Annotated in this window: 15 protein-coding genes; 6 read left to right on the forward strand and 9 right to left on the reverse strand. The window is 55.4% G+C overall.

The window, feature by feature from the left end:
* Positions 1–34: 34 nt before the first annotated feature.
* The 3 genes from AC4LF3_RS09685 to AC4LF3_RS09695 all read left to right on the forward strand — a co-directional run bounded on the left by AC4LF3_RS09685 (position 35) and on the right by AC4LF3_RS09695 (position 2,913).
* A complete protein-coding gene (locus AC4LF3_RS09685) occupies positions 35–781 on the forward strand; it encodes a LabA-like NYN domain-containing protein (RefSeq protein WP_074826351.1) in 747 nt (248 codons plus the stop codon).
* 127 nt (positions 782–908) lie between these two features.
* Positions 909–2,453: a sensor domain-containing diguanylate cyclase gene (locus tag AC4LF3_RS09690; RefSeq protein WP_074826354.1), complete on the forward strand. Its 1,545-nt coding sequence runs from the start codon at positions 909–911 to the stop codon at positions 2,451–2,453.
* A 226-nt stretch (positions 2,454–2,679) separates the two neighbouring features.
* Positions 2,680–2,913, forward strand: coding sequence for a hypothetical protein (locus tag AC4LF3_RS09695; RefSeq protein ID WP_037030230.1), 234 nt, complete (start codon positions 2,680–2,682; stop codon positions 2,911–2,913).
* Between the two features lie 2 nt (positions 2,914–2,915).
* On the opposite strand, the gene AC4LF3_RS09700 is transcribed toward AC4LF3_RS09695, so the two are convergent.
* From AC4LF3_RS09700 to AC4LF3_RS09720, 5 genes are all read right to left on the reverse strand, one after another.
* Positions 2,916–3,260, reverse strand: a complete 345-nt coding sequence (locus tag AC4LF3_RS09700) for a hypothetical protein (protein WP_491835175.1) — start codon at positions 3,258–3,260, stop codon at positions 2,916–2,918.
* A 358-nt stretch (positions 3,261–3,618) separates the two neighbouring features.
* The gene (locus AC4LF3_RS09705; protein ID WP_286788835.1) at positions 3,619–5,295 is read right to left on the reverse strand and encodes a Na+/H+ antiporter; all 1,677 of its coding nucleotides are present in this window, start codon (positions 5,293–5,295) and stop codon (positions 3,619–3,621) included.
* Positions 5,296–5,574: 279 nt separating this feature from the next.
* Positions 5,575–8,205: a molybdopterin-containing oxidoreductase family protein gene (locus tag AC4LF3_RS09710; protein ID WP_491835176.1), complete on the reverse strand. Its 2,631-nt coding sequence runs from the start codon at positions 8,203–8,205 to the stop codon at positions 5,575–5,577.
* Between the two features lie 37 nt (positions 8,206–8,242).
* The gene (locus tag AC4LF3_RS09715; protein ID WP_491835177.1) at positions 8,243–8,908 is read right to left on the reverse strand and encodes a 4Fe-4S dicluster domain-containing protein; all 666 of its coding nucleotides are present in this window, start codon (positions 8,906–8,908) and stop codon (positions 8,243–8,245) included.
* Positions 8,909–9,105: 197 nt separating this feature from the next.
* A complete protein-coding gene (locus AC4LF3_RS09720) occupies positions 9,106–9,849 on the reverse strand; it encodes an SDR family oxidoreductase (RefSeq protein ID WP_407363322.1) in 744 nt (247 codons plus the stop codon).
* A gap of 221 nt (positions 9,850–10,070) precedes the next feature.
* On the opposite strand from AC4LF3_RS09720, the gene AC4LF3_RS09725 reads away from it, so the two are divergent.
* On the forward strand, positions 10,071–11,195 hold the full coding sequence (locus AC4LF3_RS09725) for a metallophosphoesterase (protein ID WP_491835178.1): 1,125 nt from the start codon (positions 10,071–10,073) through the stop codon (positions 11,193–11,195).
* Here AC4LF3_RS09725 and AC4LF3_RS09730 read toward each other — a convergent pair whose 3' ends face one another.
* From AC4LF3_RS09730 to AC4LF3_RS09745, 4 genes are all read right to left on the reverse strand, one after another.
* Positions 11,196–11,471 (reverse strand): hypothetical protein, encoded by a 276-nt coding sequence (locus tag AC4LF3_RS09730; RefSeq protein ID WP_010798273.1) that lies wholly within the window; start codon positions 11,469–11,471, stop codon positions 11,196–11,198.
* 346 nt (positions 11,472–11,817) lie between these two features.
* Positions 11,818–12,576 (reverse strand): molybdopterin-dependent oxidoreductase, encoded by a 759-nt coding sequence (locus tag AC4LF3_RS09735; RefSeq protein WP_491835179.1) that lies wholly within the window; start codon positions 12,574–12,576, stop codon positions 11,818–11,820.
* Positions 12,569–13,192, reverse strand: a complete 624-nt coding sequence (locus tag AC4LF3_RS09740; RefSeq protein WP_491835180.1) for a cytochrome b/b6 domain-containing protein — start codon at positions 13,190–13,192, stop codon at positions 12,569–12,571. Before AC4LF3_RS09740 ends, AC4LF3_RS09735 begins: the two co-directional genes overlap by 8 nt.
* A 53-nt stretch (positions 13,193–13,245) precedes the next feature.
* Entirely contained in the window at positions 13,246–13,869 is a 624-nt protein-coding gene (locus tag AC4LF3_RS09745) for a hypothetical protein (RefSeq protein ID WP_491835181.1), read from the reverse strand.
* A 139-nt stretch (positions 13,870–14,008) separates the two neighbouring features.
* Here AC4LF3_RS09745 and AC4LF3_RS09750 point away from each other — a divergent pair, with 139 nt between their 5' ends.
* Both AC4LF3_RS09750 and AC4LF3_RS09755 read left to right on the forward strand, forming a co-directional pair.
* Positions 14,009–14,704 (forward strand): heavy metal response regulator transcription factor, encoded by a 696-nt coding sequence (locus AC4LF3_RS09750; protein WP_019365718.1) that lies wholly within the window; start codon positions 14,009–14,011, stop codon positions 14,702–14,704.
* Positions 14,683–16,119: a heavy metal sensor histidine kinase gene (locus tag AC4LF3_RS09755; RefSeq protein ID WP_491836273.1), complete on the forward strand. Its 1,437-nt coding sequence runs from the start codon at positions 14,683–14,685 to the stop codon at positions 16,117–16,119. The genes AC4LF3_RS09750 and AC4LF3_RS09755 overlap by 22 nt, the downstream gene beginning before the upstream one ends.
* Positions 16,120–16,310: the final 191 nt, after the last annotated feature.

Consider the following 16,310-nt stretch of genomic DNA (forward strand, 5'->3'; position numbering starts at 1 on the left):
GTTGTCATGGTTTGCAGTTCAGTAAGGGTTACCCGTGCGCACAGGCATCTACGTCGATTCAGACAATATCAGCTCAAGTGGCGGCAGCTACATGCGCTACGAAACGCTCAGGCGTTTCTATGAGGCATCCAGCGTAGTCACTATCGCCAAGGCTTATCATGCCTTCGACGAAGTGCTGGCCGAAGAAAAGCCCGAGTATGCGAACTGGCATGCTGCCCACGTCGCCCGTATCCAGGGCGCCGGGTTTCGGTTGTTGATCAAGCCGGTCAAGCGCTACAACAACGATACGGGCACGTCCCGCAAGGGCAATGTCGATGTGGAACTGACCGTTGATGTCCTGACCCAAGCTGACAAGCTGGATCGGGTCGTGCTGGTGACAGGCGACGGTGATTTTGTCGCGCTGGCACAGGCGCTTCAGGCGAAGGGCGTACGGGTGGAAGTCGTAGCGTTCAAAAATATCTCAAGCGATCTTGTCCAGATCGCCGATGTGTTCCTGAATGCCTATCTGATCCCCGATATTCTGGCTGGCGATGCTCAGCCTCGGGACCGAGTTATTCAGATCATGAATGTCGACCTGAATGGACAGCGAGCCTTCTATTCCTGCCTGGAGCAGGCGCCCACCTCACTCTCGCCGGATGATCAGGCCTGGTTGCGTGGCGAGCTAAGATTGACCAAGTCGATGATTGACTCCCGTAATTTCCGTCCCGGCAAGATTCTCGCCTGGCGTGGACGTAACGCGGATGAGCAGGCGTTTGAAGTTTTGGCAACGCAGCGACTGTAATTTAATGCTGTCGCCATGTGACTCGGGGTGCAGGATTGCACTCTATGAATTAAGGTGATTTGCAGCATTAACCCTTACAGTATGCAATCTTTGTTTCAGGCTTTTGGTCTTCCAGGTTTGCCTAGATATGCTTGATCTCGAAAATGGGTACGACTCGAAGGCCAAGCGGTTACCGCTACAGCTCCTGACGATTCTCTTTTTGGTCACGGTTTGCCTGTCAATGGTGGCATTGACGGCTTGGCAGGTCTGGAATTCGCGAAATGTCCAGATCAGCGAAGGCGAGGTCATGACCTCCAACCTTGCAAAGTCCTTGGCCCAGCATGCCGAAGATACGTTCACCGAGGCTGATACCGTACTGCTCGGTCTGCAGGAGCGTATGGAAATAGATGGCACCAGCACCCAGCACATGACTCGGATGAGTATGCTGCTCAGGCGGCATGTGCAAGATCTTCCACAGCTCGAGGGATTGTTCGTCTATGATGAGAAGGGCGATTGGCTGGCGACATCCTTTCCGACGATACCGGCCAATAGTAACAATGCGGACCGTAACTACTTCAAGCAGCATGTCTCCAATTTCAATCTGACGCCACACATTGATCATGCCGTGCGCAGCCGCTCTTCCAACAACTGGATCATTCCGATCTCGCGGCGTTTCAACAAGCCTGATGGAAGCTTTGGTGGCATTGTGTTGGCTACGGTCAAGATGAGCTATTTCCAACAGTTCTATGACAGTTTCAAGCTTGATGACGAGGGCGCGATCTTTCTTGCCCTGACCGATGGCTCGATCATCGCCCGACGTCCTTTTAAAGATGAATACGTTAACAAAAGCATTCAGCAAGGTCCGATTTTCAGTAATTATCTTCCTGGCGCACCTGTAGGTGTCGCGGTGGTCCGCGCGTCCGTAGATAATGTTGAGCGCATGTATGGTTATCGCCAGTTAGAGCGTTATCCATTGGTAATTGGTGCCGCCTTGTCCAAAAAAGCTGTTCTGGCTAATTGGACTGACGAGACGCGCAGAGCCGTTGCCATGGTGGCGCTGATGCTGTTGGGCATGACGATGTTCGGGCTTTTACTACTCAGGCAGATTCAGCACGGCATGCAGGCAGAGGCTGACCTAGTCGATGCCAAGCAGGGGCTTGAAAAGTTGGCCATGCATGACGGCCTGACCGGTCTCGCCAACAGACGTTATCTGGATACATTGTTGCCTGCCGAGCTGGGACGTGCACTTCGTTATTCTCATCCGGTCGGTCTGATCATGATCGATATCGACTACTTCAAGACGTATAACGATCTCTTCGGCCATCCAGGCGGCGACGATTGTCTGCAACGTGTCGCCAAAGCCATCCAGAAAAGCCTCAACCGCCCCAGCGATGTTGCTGTTCGCTATGGTGGCGAGGAGATTTCGGTACTTCTACCAGGAAGCGATCTGGATGGATCCGTTCTGGTTGCGGAGCGGATTCGTGAAAATGTACGAGAGCTCAAGCTGGCGCATCCTGGTAATCCAACCGGCTATGTAACGGTCAGCTGCGGTGTGCATGCGTATGTACCTAGTCGTGGCGATGAGTGTTCCGGCAAGAAACTCATCATGAACGCGGATCAGGCACTTTACCGTGCCAAACGTGACGGCAGAAATCAGGTTCAGGCGAACCGTGAGCCTTTTCATCAAGCATAATCTGCATGCCATAGATGAGAGTTTGCTATAAGATTACAGCCTAGTTTATTGTTTAAATTGAACTAATTCTCATCTGTAAGGTCTTTGCGCAACCTAGTTATCTGTAGTTGGGCAGGGACCTATGCAACATTTACGTTACGAAGCCATTTGTGGAAAGATCCGATACGCCCTGGCGCCTCTTCGCTGCGTCTTTAAACAAGGTGAGGCATACAGAACTTTCAGCTTCATGGTTCACGATAAGGAAAATGGCATCCTGTTCAGTTCCGAGCCGTTGAACAGTGCTTATTTCAGCAACCCCATCGTCCTGCATCATTACCTGAAGGATTTACGTGAGCGCTTGGCTGACCAAGGCGTTGCGCTCGCTGACTGGCAGGATTGCATTACGCTTGAGAAACTGGCGACATGGCGCAAGCGGGTGTTACCCAAGCCAGGCCCCACCATGCGCGCTGCAACGTCCTGAGTTCAGTCGAGTCGTCTGCCGTCTGAGAAGGGGCGTATGTCCAGTCCTGGTTGCAAAGGCGGCTCTACATGATCAGAGGTCGGCTTTGGGCGTTGATAGTTTCTGGATTCGGCTATCAGCGCCTTGGCAGATTCGACCAGCGCTTCAAGTTCTGTGTCGATCTGAATCAACCGGTCTATCAGATAACGAGCCTTGCCTGCGTATTCAGGGTGAATACTGCCATCCAGCACTAGGGCCAGACGACAAACCTCAGAGGCATGTGCCTGAAAACGTGCTGAATCAATAGCTGTTACAGCACTGTCAATACGAAACTCGCTGGCATCCTTGCTGGCATGAGTGAAACTCAAGATGATCTTCCATTCCACAATAAACAGTGAATTATTAGATCACAGGGCCAGTAGTAATGGCTAATTGCCTTTATATTGTTTTGATCTAGTTTCCAAACTGTTCAGATAGCAACCTGATGTTTCGCACGCTTGGCTCATAGGGGAAGATTAAAGGCTGTTCAGCTTTTGTTTTGGTTGGATGGGATATCTTGAAACTGCAATCTCATCACCTCCTATGAGCTTAGTCAGCACCGTTAGAACCGCATTACTGACAACCCCGCCTCGGCGGGGTTTTTATTTGCCTTAAGAAAATTCAATGGTTACCGGCAACCCCGCAGGACCGGTGCAGGCTCCCGCGGGCTATCAGTGTCACCGATATTTAATGAGATTTCTCAGCGTTGTTGCCCAGAGCGGTCTCAAGCAGGTCTGCCTCACGCACGAGTTTGCGTAAGGTGTTGTCATTGATAATGTGCTTGCTGCGCAACTTGTAATACTCATGACGCTCAGCTTTCAATGCTTCCAGACGGGTTTCACGCTCCAGCTCCCGGCGACTTTCCAGGACAGGTGTGGAGAGCTCGACATTATTGATTTCCAGCCGCTTGTGGTAGTAGTCCATCAGCTGGAGCGTAACGTCATTGAACGCAATGATGATTTCTTCATCACCCTTGTGCTCGGCCAGTTTCTTGGCTTTTTCCTGTCGGTAGCTTTCAATTCGACGAATAGCTGCTTCAGCGCCGCGAATGCGGGCTGTTCGCTCCTCTTCATACGCCTTGGTGTCCTTTGGCAAGTGCAGATTCCGAAGCACCAAGGGAAGGCCGATACTGCCGGCAATCAAGGTAAACATAATGACGCCGGTAGCCAGGAAGATAAGTAGCTCTCGTGCTGGAAAGGGAGTGCCGTCATTCATTGCGACCGGTAAGGAGAGCGCTGCTGCCAAGGTTACCGTGCCGCGGATACCAGCTAGGCTACCCGCAAGAATGACGCGCATCGATACCCTGGGTCTGGCTTTACGCCTGGACAGCAGGCGAGGCAGGTGGGCTGCGCCTAGAATCCAGACAAAACGCATGGCAAACAATGATAGGGAAATCAGGCCGACCAAACCCAGCAGCTTAAAGAATTCGAGCGTACCGCCATTCTGCTCCGCATAGTGCAGGGCACCCTCGATGATTTCGGGTAGTTGAAAACCTAGGAGCAGGAAGACCAGGGCGTTGAGCACAAACTCAAGCATGTCCCAAACGCTGCGCGTTTGAATGCGTGAGCTGGTCTGGTCCTGACGTTTCAGGTCCTTATAGTTAATGACCATCCCCGCAGCTACGGCGGACAGGATGCCCGACATATTGAAATGCTCAGCCACCAGATAAGCTGCAAAGGGCAGCAGAAGCAGTAGAAGCACGATTTGGATCGTTGAAGCTTCGCCCAGTCGGCGCTCGATCAGGCGCGTTCTGATGAAGTTGAAAACAAAGGCCATGGCCGCGCCGATGACGAGACCACCTATCGAGATCATGAAGAAGCCCACAGTGGCATCCATGATGGAAAACGCGCCGGTAAGCGCTGCCGCAACTGCAAACTTGAACGCCACAAGGCCTGAGGCATCGTTCATCAACGATTCGCCTTCGAGGATATGCATGAGCCGCGGCGGAACGGGGAGACGACCGGAAATGGCGGACACCGCCACGGCATCGGTGGGAGACAGAATGGCAGTGAGCGCAAAGCAGACGGGCAAGGGCAGGTGAGGGAATATCCAATGCACGACATAGCCGACACCAACCACCGTCATAAGCACCAGACCTAGGGCCAGCGCCAGGATAGGACCTCGCAGAATCATGAACTCTCTTTGAGGAAAGCGTCGCGCATCGGCAAAGAGAAGCGGAGCAATAAAGAGCAGCATGAAGATTTCAGGCTCAAGTTCCACATGCAGACCGCCGGCAGGCCAGGCCAGCAATGCACCAAATGCGATTTGAACCAGCGGTGTCGGAAGTACGGGTAGGAAGCGGGCAGCCACACCGGTTGCAGACGCTACCAGTAGCAGAATCAGAACGAGATAAACGGTATTCATGGGTAAGGCGAATCAACCTGCGGGAAAGGGTTGATGGCTAGTCAAACCGTCGAGCGGGACGAGGCGTATGAATGCTAGAGGGAAACGCAGGGAAGCATAACTACGGCAAGGTACAGCTTAAGGTGTTGAAGCCAGAATGGATTGCAGTCGAGACAGCCTTGACATAGCTTTTGGCTATAAGCAAGGCCGTACCGATTAGACTCTATTAGTTATTTATCGCGATGTCCATGAACGCATTGTCGCGTGCGTTGTGGCATGGCTTAGGCCCTGCCTACCTTTTCACGCTTCTCTACCATCGACTTTGCGAATCGTACAAACCGTATCGAACCAGGCCTGGTTACCAATGAGCGGTTGTGGGTTGATGGGAATAATTCGGTTCACGTTGTAACCGTTACCGCGGCCCCCCTGGCGCTCATCCCACCAGAGCGAGGTGCTTAGGTCATCCTGTTCTGGAGTCCCTCCATAACCCTGCTGGCCAAGTGTCGCTTCGGTATTGCGCTCGCCCTGACGTGCAAGGGCAGCGCGACCCGATACGAGATAGCCGAGGCTATTGGATACCGCAAACACGCGAGGATGTATGCCCTGGGTTACGAAAATACGAACACGCTCGGAGCCTATAGGCTCACCTGTCCCCTTATAGGCCTGGTCACCATGCGGGCCGCTGACCGGGCGGTAGGTGGTCAATTCAACCCAGTCGCCGGTTTTAAGGCCAAGTGACGCGGCAGTGGATGCATTGATCCACATGGGATTGTGATGGACGATTTCCGTCAGGTATTTCTGATTGGCTGTCCGGGCCTGAGTATGCACATTCCATTTGAAGCTGGTCAGGATGAACCGGTCTTCCGGCAGGTTCTGGTGCGCAGGAATAGGGATATAACTGGGCAGACCGTCATCGGTAATGCCGAGTGTCGTAGCGACCTTGACCAGCTCCGGACAGTACAGCTCGAATTTGCGAGAGGGTGTCTGGAAACCTCTGACTGCTGTGCGAATCCCGTCCTCTTTGATCATTAGGCCAATAGCACTTTCCTGGCCGGCCGTATTCGCCGTATAGATGACCTGCGTGGCTTCGTCGACTCTCGTGTTGCGGAGCTGTTCAGGCGTGAGGCGACGGCGATGTACCTCGTAGCTTTTCGGAGCGCTGCGGTCGACGTATACGCCATGCTTTTTCATGTACTCGAAGCCATCAGCTTCTTCGCCAGCCGGTATGTTGGCGCATTGGTGTCGGACAAACGCCTCATGGTCACCAAACTGAAAGTATCTGGCCTGTTCCGGGCCGAGGCGTCGGCCAATATCAAACAGCACATCGGCATAGCTACGTGCCTCGCCCGGCGGCTGCACCATGGGTTGACGCAAGGTAACGAAGTGCTGGAGTTCCAGGCTGTTACGGGTATCAAGCCCCCAGCGCTCCAGATAGGTCGCATCCGGCAGGATCAAATCGGCGTAATGGGCCATCTCTGAATAAACTACGTCGGAGCAGGCATGAAAAGGGATCAGGGATTCATCCTTGAGCACCTCGACCGTTGTCGAGCGGCCCTCAGGCCAGGTCATGGGGGAGCTGATCGTATAGGATAGATACACATCAACCTTGGCGCGGCGTTGGCGGATGTAGTCATACACAATCTGGCCCACCTTCATCTCCTGCCAGCGGTTGGCCAGTGGCCACTCGGGTGGATCTTCCAGATCCGTTCTCAGCTTCGGCTTGGGCGGCACAGGTTGCGGCTGCGGATAGCGAGTGGCGCTGAGCTTTTCTTCCAGGCCATAGCAGTAACCACCCGGCTGGCCTACAGCGCCAACCAGGGCATTAAGCATGACCACGGCGCGTTCAGCATTGAGTCCATTGTAATGGGCGCCTGTCCCCCGGTTGGTAAACGCCACAGCAGCGGGGCGCTGGCGAGCAAATTCAAGTGCAAGGCGTTCGATGTCGCTGGCGGCGATCCCTGACTGCTGGGCCGCCCATTTAGGCGTGTAAGGGGCAAGGAAGGCATGGACTTCTTTCAGGCTCAGGTTGACGAAGTGCTCCATAAACCTGCGGTCGTATTCACCCTCGCGCATGATGACATGGCCCATGGCGAGTGCAATAGCACCCTCGGTACCCGGAAAAGGCGCGTGCCACTCATCGCTGCGGCCAGCAGTGTTGGATAGGCGAATGTCGAAGGTGACAAGCTTGGCACCATGATCGAAGCGGGCGGTTGCCACACGCTTGGCCAAATGAAGACCGCCCTGGTGGGCCTCATAAAAATTGGAGCCGAAGTTCAGAAAGTATCGGCAGCGCTCGGCATCGATGGACTCCCAGTCGGTGTCGCCCAGGCTGATATAGTTGGCGCCGCGCTTGCTGGCCGAGCACAAGGCGCGATGGTTGAGCTGCACGGGTGAGCCTATAGCGCCTAAAAAACGCTTAATTTCCGCATCAATGCGAGAGCGTCCGGCATGCAGGGCGACCCGTTCGGGGTGCCCTGCATCGATACTGCGCTGAATGCGCGAGGCAATCTCTGTATAAGCTTCATCCCAGCTAATCCGTTGCCATAAACCTTCGCCCCGAGCGCCCGCCCGCTTCAGAGGATAAAGCAGTCGCTCGGGATAGTCATTGATCGTCGGCCCGCTCTGACCTTTGGCGCAGGTCATGTAGCTACCCATGTTTGGATCGAGAGGGTTGCCACGAATCTTGACGACCTGGTTATCAATGACAAAGCCTTCGATACCGCATACGGTGGAGCAGTTCAGGCATACGCTTTTGACGCGTTTGGCCTGACTGTAGTCATGCCTGGTCTTGCGGGGCGGTGGATCCATGGCCAGGGCGGCAGCGACACCACCGGCACCAACGGCGGTACCTACGCCCAGATAGATGTATTCACCCAGTTTAAGCTGCGCGAGCGCTGCCATTCCGGATTTGATGAACGTGCGACGTTTCATTGATTCATGCTCGAACAGGGACAGGACGCAAGCGTGTTCAGGTAGGCGTACCGAGCTCCGCCCACGTATCGATCTCGTAGGAATGCGGGTCGTGGTTGCGTCCGTGTGGCAGCTTGGTCTCGATGGTACGAGGCGCAACGCGATCCAGTCCTCGGTAGAGAACTTGCGGCTGAGTGGCCTGTTCAGGCTTGAGGCTGGCCAGCTCGGCTCCGCGCTTCTGGTAGAATTGCGCGACAGGGCTTGCTGCATCGCTGAGATCACCAAAGACCAGTACGCCGGTTGGGCAGGCTTCGACGCAGGCAGGCTGCATGGCCTGTTCCAGGCGGTGGCTACAGAAGTCGCACTTGTCGGCGACCCACTGGACCGGATCAATGTGCAGGGCGCCGTATGGGCAGGCGGTCACGCAGCTGCCCCAGGTATCACACGTATCCACGTTGATTCGAACAATGCCGTCCTTGCCCTTTTCGATGGAATGCGTAGGGCACGCCTTGATACAGGGTGCATCGGCGCATTGCATGCACAAAGCCGGAAGAAAGCTGCGCTGTGTGTGAGGAAATTCGCCTTGGTCGTGGTAATAGACCTTGGTTCTGAAGTGGCCAAGTTCCACTTGGTTTTCGACCTTGCAGGCGACCGAGCAGGCATGACAACCGATACAGCGCTCCAAATCGATTGCCATGCGCCATTGGGGGGAGATGTCCTCCATACCAAACCTTCTAGTGTTATTTATAAGTGATTCGTGCACCGGAACGTCTGGTCTGGTCCAGACGAAACGGGCAGTCTCAGTCAGGGCGTAAGCGGTAAAGACGGAAATTGTGGCACAGCTAGGCAGGACGTCAAAAAACTGATGGTGTAGCGCAGGGCGAAACAGGGTCTTGCAGGCAAGACCCTAGTGGAGCAGTGTCAGTAGTCCTGAAGCGTAGGACGGAAGAGAATCTCGTTGATGTCTACATCATCCGGCTGGCTCATGGCATAAACGACGGCTCGCGCGAAGGAGTCGGCCGGAATAGCGATTTCATAGAATTTGCGGACGTTTTCGGCGACGTCCTGCTCGGTGATGCTGTCTGGCAGCTCTGTAGCAACTGCGCCTGGAGAAATGATGGTGGTGCGGATGTTGTAGGGCTTCACCTCTTGGCGTAGTCCTTCGGAGATGATGCGTACGGCATGCTTGGTCGCAGAGTAGACCGTACTGCCAGCGCGCACCTTGTGTCCGGCTACTGACGATACGTTGATGATATGACCGGTCTTGCGCTCGGACATGTGGGGCAGTACCGCAGCAATGCCGTAAAGCACACCTTTGACGTTGACGTCGATCATGCGGTCCCAGTCTTCGATCTTGAGCCGCTCAAGCGGGGAGTGCGGCATGAGTCCTGCGTTGTTCAACAGGGTGTCGACGCGGCCATAGGTGGCGATGGCTTTTTCGACCAGTGCCTTGACCTGTGCGCTGTCGGTTACGTCAGTCTTCATGGCAAGCGCCTTGCCGCCGTTGCCATTGATTTCATCAGCCAAGGCCTGGATACGCTCCAGGCGGCGCGCGCCTAAAACAACGGTTGCGCCCATCTGACTTAACTGTCGGGCCGTTGCCTCGCCCAGCCCGCTACTGGCACCGGTAATCACAACGATCTTGCCTTCAATGTTGTTGCTCATGGCCTGTCTCCTTGGGGTTTAAGCCTTGGATAAAGAACAACGCGAACGGGCATAGGTTCTATTGAAGTCTCCTACAGGCCAGGCAAACAGAAGGCCGGTCGTTTGTTGCAACCATGGAACCGGCTCCTATCAGCGGCTTTCTGCTGGTGTGCTGCCTATAACGCGGTTATGTTTCCGCAACGTTGCGGTCTTACCTGAATGCTCTAGAACAGGATCTTTAAATGTTTCGCTCACGCTGGACGATGCCGGTCATCCTGATTTTGCTTCATGTTTATGTCGGCGTGACGCTGATTCCCCATCTGCCGCTTAACGATGTAGGGCAGTTGCTTGCCGCGCTTTTGCTGGCGCTGTCCTGCTACCTGGTGCCATTAGGGTTTCGCTCGCGCAGTTTGCGCATGCCCTGGCTGGCCTGGGCAGGTCTGCTGGCCATGGGAGTCTTTTCCAGCCTGGCCGTGCTAAGCCTGTTGCGCGGTGTGCTGATCGCTGTGCTCATGTTGTTTCCTGGCGCGCTTTCCGGGGCGGTCACAGAACGCTCTGCCGAGGCAGTCATAGGTCTGGTGCTGCTTTTCACGGTGCTGGGCGTCTTCAATGCACGACGAGTTGCAAACGTCGTTGACGTTGAATTACCCGTCGAAGACCTGCCGGAAGCCCTGGAAGGGTTTACGATCGCTCAGATCAGCGATATCCATGTCGGACCGACAATTCACCGGTCTTATATTTCTGCCATTGTTCAAAGTGTGAACCGTCTTGACGCCGATGTCGTCGCGGTAACAGGGGATCTGGTCGATGGTTCTGTGAAGCAGCTGGCCGAGCACATTCAGCCACTGGCCGAACTAAAAGGCCGTTACGGTGTGTACGTGGTGACAGGCAATCATGAGTACTACTCAGGTGCTTTGGAGTGGGTAAGCCACTTGAAACACATGGGGCTCAGGGTGCTGCTCAACGAGCACGTGGTGATTGCTCACAACGGGGCTGAGCTGGTGCTGGCAGGAATTACGGATTATTCCGCCGGAATGTTTGTGCCGCAGCACAAAAGCGATCCGCAGGCGGCGCTCCAGGGTGCACCGAACAACGTGCCCAAGGTTCTTCTAGCCCATCAGCCACGCTCAGCAAAGCTGGCAGCCGAGGCGGGGTTTGATGTTCAGCTTTCTGGACACACCCATGGAGGGCAGTTCTGGCCGTGGATGCATTTTGTGCGTTTCCAGCAGCCGTGGGTGGCCGGTATCCATCGGCTGGGGAGGCTTTGTGTCTATATCAGCCGGGGCACAGGTTATTGGGGGCCTCCGGTTCGCTTTGGTGCGCCCTCGGAAATTACCCGCATCCGACTGGTCTCTGCGCATCGCTGATTACTTATCGGACGTGGCGGTTGCTGGCGTAACCGCTGCATCCAGGAACAGAAGTGATCCGCTGAAAGACACCGCCATGAACAGGAACCAGGATACTTTGCGCAGCATCCAGATGATGATGTCGCTGCGGTTATCTGCACTGTTCAGCATCAGATGATGCGTTTTGAAGGGGTCGAAAAAACCTAGCAGGCCGAACAGTGCCAGCGTGCCGCAAAACAGGAAGACAAGCGCGAGTGCGTAATAGCGCGCGTTCTTCGAGGCCAGTAAGTTGTGCATGAAATAACCCTTGAAAAGACGTTGGATAAATAAGGCCCGTTCGGTCTTTTCAGCAACAATGCTGCGCTCTTGTTCAGGAGCGGCATGATTGATTTATCAGGTCTGAAAGCTCGATGCCCATATGCTCTATGACGGCACGGCTGTCCGATACTTGAATCGGGCCGTCGACGTACGACAGGTTCAGACCTGGTCGATGCCAGCCTAGGCGGTATTGGGATTGTTCTAGGAATAAGGGCGTTAACCCGTACAAGCGCAGCATGACGCTGAAAAGAGGCGTACCGGCGCAAAGGCAAATACGGTACGCATCATATGGCTGGCTCTTAATATAAGGGCAGAATGCTGGGTTTCAAATACCGCTGAACCAATTGTAGCCCTGATCTTCCCAGTACCCTCCCGGGTATTGGTTGGTTACAAACAGTTCGCCAATATGCTTGGGGTTCTTGAAGCCCAGCTTGGTAGGTACGCGCAGGCGAAGTGGGTAGCCGTAGTCGGGCGGTAACGGTGACTTGCCAAAGTCTAGTGCCAGAAGGGTTTGTGGATGAAGGGCAGTGGCCATGTCGATGCTGGAGTAATAGCGGTCGGCACACTTGAAGGCAAGATACTTTGCCGTGGTGTCAGCACCGATGTGTTCGAGAAAGGTCTTGAGCGGTACGCCACTCCACTGACCAATGGCACTCCAACCTTCGATACAGATCAGCCGAGTAATGTCGCTGCGCTGAGGAAGTCGCCGCAGCGCTTCCAGCGTCCAGGGCTGCTTCTTTTGTACGAGCCCCGAGACCTCAAGGCGATAATCGCTCAAGTCTACGTCAGGAACGTTGTATTCAGGGTAAAAGGCGTTGAAAGGAAAGGGGTGAGTGATCTGGTCTTCCCGGTAGACCGGCGCCAGACGCTGGCCGCCAAACAACCAGGCCTGAACCCGATCATTCCAACGGGACAAGGCCCAGAGCACCTTGTCTACCTGATCGCCATCCTGCAGATTACAGCCAGTCAGCATGGCCATGGCGCCAACGGTAAGACCGGAGCGCAGGAACAGTCGCCGCTGCAGGTTAACCACTTGCGTACGCTGCGCTGGCTCAAGGTGAATTCTAGTTTTGCGCTCACTCATGATGCGTTTCCTTGGCCCGACCGGTGATCATCGGAAGAAAGGTGCGAGGGACAAGCATGACGAGGGTCAGGTGGATAATCACAAACCCGCCGATCCCAGCCATGGCAAGGAAGTGGACATAGCGTGCCCGGTCAAATCCACCGAGCAGAGTGGCCAGGGCCTGAAACTGTACGGGTTTCCAGATCGCAAGACCCGAGAGCACGACCAGAACGCCCATGGCCAGTACGAACCAGTACATCAGCCGCTGCACAGCGTTATACGTCCCCAGTCGATGGGCTAACCGAAAGCGCAGCGCATCCATGAGGTCCTGGCGAAAGGCCCGAGCGCCTATGGGCAACAAGTCCCGACGAAAGTGTCGGCTGGCGAGGCTGTACAGCACATAGAGGGCGCCATTGATCACCAGGACCCACATTACCGCGAAATGCCAGGCAATGGAGCCACCCAGCCAGCCGCCCAAGGTAGCCCAGGTCGGAAAGGCGAACCCGAATAGCGGTGAGGCGTTGTAGATACCCCATCCGCTCAAAAACATGCAGGGCATGGCAAGGGCGTTGATCCAGTGAGTCAGGCGTACCGGCCAGGCATGCACCAGCCGCCGCGTGGTAGTCGGATGCGTCATGGGTCATCTCCGATAGGAGGGTAGGCGCACCGCTCCGGTGCGCCTCAGCTGGACTACATGGGTGGGGTATAGCCGTCTTTGCCGATTGCAACGCCTTTGGCCGTCTTGCCATCAGCATCAGGAAACAACACGATCTTGGTTCCAGGCTTGAGTTCGTCCGCCTTGCCGGGTTCTACATAGGCAATCGGCACATCTTCAGGCACATGCAACTGCTTTTCGCCGCCCTTGTACTGCACTGTCAGGGTGCGGCCGTTGGCATTCTTGAGTTCTCCAACAGTACCGTTGGTCATGGTACCGGAAGAGCCATCAGCGTTTTCCCATCCGTAATGGCCTTCGCCAGTACCCCGCAGGCTAGCTTCAAATACGGTGACTTCCAGTGCCTTGAGGCTGCCGTCCGGCTGCGGAATGGCGGCGGAACCTACAAAGCTGTTGGGCTCGATTGCGTCCAGTTTGGCCGGAGAGACCAGGCGATAAGATGTCTTGTCAGTCAATGCAACCGACAGGTGTTGGCCATTGCGAGTGGTGAGATCCAGCCTGTTGGTTTGAACGGCATCTACCGTTCCGCGAACCGGCTTGACAGTCGGCATGGCGGTGCCTGCGGGGGCGGCGGCCTGGGCAAGCAGCGTACTGCCCAACAATAAGGTACCTAGGGCAGTGAATAGTAGATTCTTGGTCATGGGCGAATCCTTCTGGGATAGGTTGCAGGAGCCATGCTCGCGCAGGGAAGGGGTCATGAAGATGACGGGGGAATGACAAAAATGTAATCCACCGTCGTCGCCGTGCTCGTTAGAATTGACTGATCGCAGGAGAGCAACTGTGCACCTATTACTGATTGAAGACGACACAAAAACCGGTGAGTACCTGAAGAAAGGGCTGGGTGAGTCCGGCTATGCGGTGGATTGGGCCCAGCATGGCGCGGACGGCCTGCATATGGCGCTTGAGCAGCACTATGACCTGATCATTCTGGACGTCATGCTGCCTGGTATCGACGGTTGGCAGATCATGGAAGTGCTGCGCAAGAAGCATGATGTGCCTGTCCTGTTTCTTACCGCCCGCGATCAGGTGCAGGACCGTATCCGCGGCCTTGAGTTGGGTGCGGATGATTATCTGGTCAAGCCGTTTTCGTTTACCGAGCTGGTGTTACGTATCCGTACGTTGCTCAGGCGTGGCGTTGTCCGTGAGGTCGACCACTACCACCTGGCAGATCTGGAGCTGGATCTGCTCAGGCGGCGCGTTACGCGGCAGCAGCAGGTGATTACGCTGACCAACAAGGAGTTCGCATTGTTGCATCTGCTGCTGCGCCGTGAAGGTGAGGTGCTCTCGCGTACCCTGATCGCGTCGGAGGTGTGGGACATGAATTTCGATAGCGATACCAATGTAGTGGATGTGGCCATCAAGCGACTACGCAGTAAGATCGATCAACCCTATCCCATCAAACTTATTCATACGGTACGCGGCATTGGCTACGTCTGTGAGGCTCGGCCATGCGCATCCGAAGACAGCCCTCTCTAACCCTCCGGGCAACCCTGGCCTTTGCGGTTGTCGCCATGCTGACCGTGGGCGGCGCGGGCGTCTACCTGTACGGCTCGTTGAAACACACGCTACTGGAGCGCAGTGATTATGCCGTACTTGGGCGGGTCGACCATTTTCGCAAGCTGTTGAGGTATGACCTGAATCTTGCGGATCTGCAGCGCAATCCGCAGCTGTTCGAAAACATGCTGGGTAATGAGGAGGATGTCTTCATCATCAGCCAGCAGGGGCAGCCTATCGTCATGGTCAATCCCAAGCAGGCCATACTGCCGGATTTGCCTGTGGTCGGCAGTGAGGAGTCATTGAGTCTGGATGACCTGCGCAGTGGCGTTGCGCCGGACAACACTCCCTTGCGCGCGGCGGCGGCTGAAGTCCGTTCCGGGGATACCTCGGTTCGTGTCGTGGCGGCTCATTTGCTGGTCAAGGAAATGGCCATGCTTGATACGTTCCGTGAGCGCATCCTGGGCGCCGTAGTGCTGGCGTTTCTGCTGACAGCTATTCTGGGCTATCTATTGCTGCGCAGAGGGTTACTGCCTATTCGTGAAATGGCTGCCCATGCTGCAACAATCACTCCCGCGCGACTCAATAGTCGACTCGACCCCGCCAATACGCCCAAGGAATTGGATCAACTCACCACGGCGTTCAACGGTATGCTGGATCGGCTGGCAGATGGTTATCAGCGTCTGGTGCAATTTTCAGCGGACCTTGCCCACGAGATTCGCACGCCTATCGGTTCGCTGATGGGGATCTGCCAGGTTACGTTGCAGCAACCTCGCTCTCTGGATGAGTACCAGAGTGTGATCGCCTCCAATCTGGAAGAGCTGGAGCGTATTTCACGCATGGTGGAGAGCATTCTGTTTCTGGCCCGCGCCGATGATGCACAGGCGGTACTTGATTACAAAACCCTGGCGCTCGCGGACGAGCTGGAGCGTGTAGCGGACTATTTCGAAGGGCTGGCCGAAGAGCGCGAGCTGCGGCTCAGCACTAAAGGCGACGGGAAGTTGGAAGCTGATCCGCTGATGGTGCGCCGTGCGCTGAGCAATCTGGTTGCCAACGCCATTCGATATGCGGACAAAGGTTCCGTTATCCATATCCGTACACTGCAAAAAGGACAGGAGCAATGGATCCAGGTAGAGAACAGCTGCCCTATGCTCGAACCTCGTCAGCTGGAGCGCTTGTTTGATCGGTTCTACCGAGGTGATGCGGCACGGCATGGCTCGGAATCCAACGGGCTTGGACTGGCGATTGTAGCAGCCATCATGCGTCTGCATGGGGGAAGTGCAAGCGTCGAGCAGGATGAGCATCGGCACATTTGCTTTACCTTGCGCTTTCCCCATGTGGCTCCAAAGCGCGAGTCCATACTGACGGCACCTATGGCAAAAGGCTTACACGGATAGAAGTCGGTTGGCGCTAGGCCTGCATGCAGCATCTGCGTAATCTACACATATCGGAATGCAGCGCAGGAAGCGCTCATCGCACCTCAAGGACGACGACCACGCCAGGATGGCAACTTGACAGGATGTTGAGTAAGGTCGACGAAACCCCGCCAAGCGCGGGGTTTTTCGTTTGCGCTGAATAATTATTGGGT

It is taken from the genome of Pseudomonas sp. C2.3V, assembly GCF_058536325.1.

Coding starts and splice junctions, on each gene's coding strand:
- AC4LF3_RS09735 (WP_491835179.1), bottom strand. CDS start 12,576: ATGAGTGAGCGCAAAACTAGAATTCACCTTGAGCCAGCGCAGCGTACG.
- AC4LF3_RS09705 (WP_286788835.1), bottom strand. CDS start 5,295: ATGAATACCGTTTATCTCGTTCTGATTCTGCTACTGGTAGCGTCTGCA.
- AC4LF3_RS09730 (WP_010798273.1), bottom strand. CDS start 11,471: ATGCACAACTTACTGGCCTCGAAGAACGCGCGCTATTACGCACTCGCG.
- AC4LF3_RS09740 (WP_491835180.1), bottom strand. CDS start 13,192: ATGACGCATCCGACTACCACGCGGCGGCTGGTGCATGCCTGGCCGGTA.
- AC4LF3_RS09695 (WP_037030230.1), top strand. CDS start 2,680: ATGGTTCACGATAAGGAAAATGGCATCCTGTTCAGTTCCGAGCCGTTG.
- AC4LF3_RS09745 (WP_491835181.1), bottom strand. CDS start 13,869: ATGACCAAGAATCTACTATTCACTGCCCTAGGTACCTTATTGTTGGGC.
- AC4LF3_RS09710 (WP_491835176.1), bottom strand. CDS start 8,205: ATGAAACGTCGCACGTTCATCAAATCCGGAATGGCAGCGCTCGCGCAG.
- AC4LF3_RS09715 (WP_491835177.1), bottom strand. CDS start 8,908: ATGGAGGACATCTCCCCCCAATGGCGCATGGCAATCGATTTGGAGCGC.
- AC4LF3_RS09690 (WP_074826354.1), top strand. CDS start 909: ATGCTTGATCTCGAAAATGGGTACGACTCGAAGGCCAAGCGGTTACCG.
- AC4LF3_RS09725 (WP_491835178.1), top strand. CDS start 10,071: ATGTTTCGCTCACGCTGGACGATGCCGGTCATCCTGATTTTGCTTCAT.
- AC4LF3_RS09720 (WP_407363322.1), bottom strand. CDS start 9,849: ATGAGCAACAACATTGAAGGCAAGATCGTTGTGATTACCGGTGCCAGT.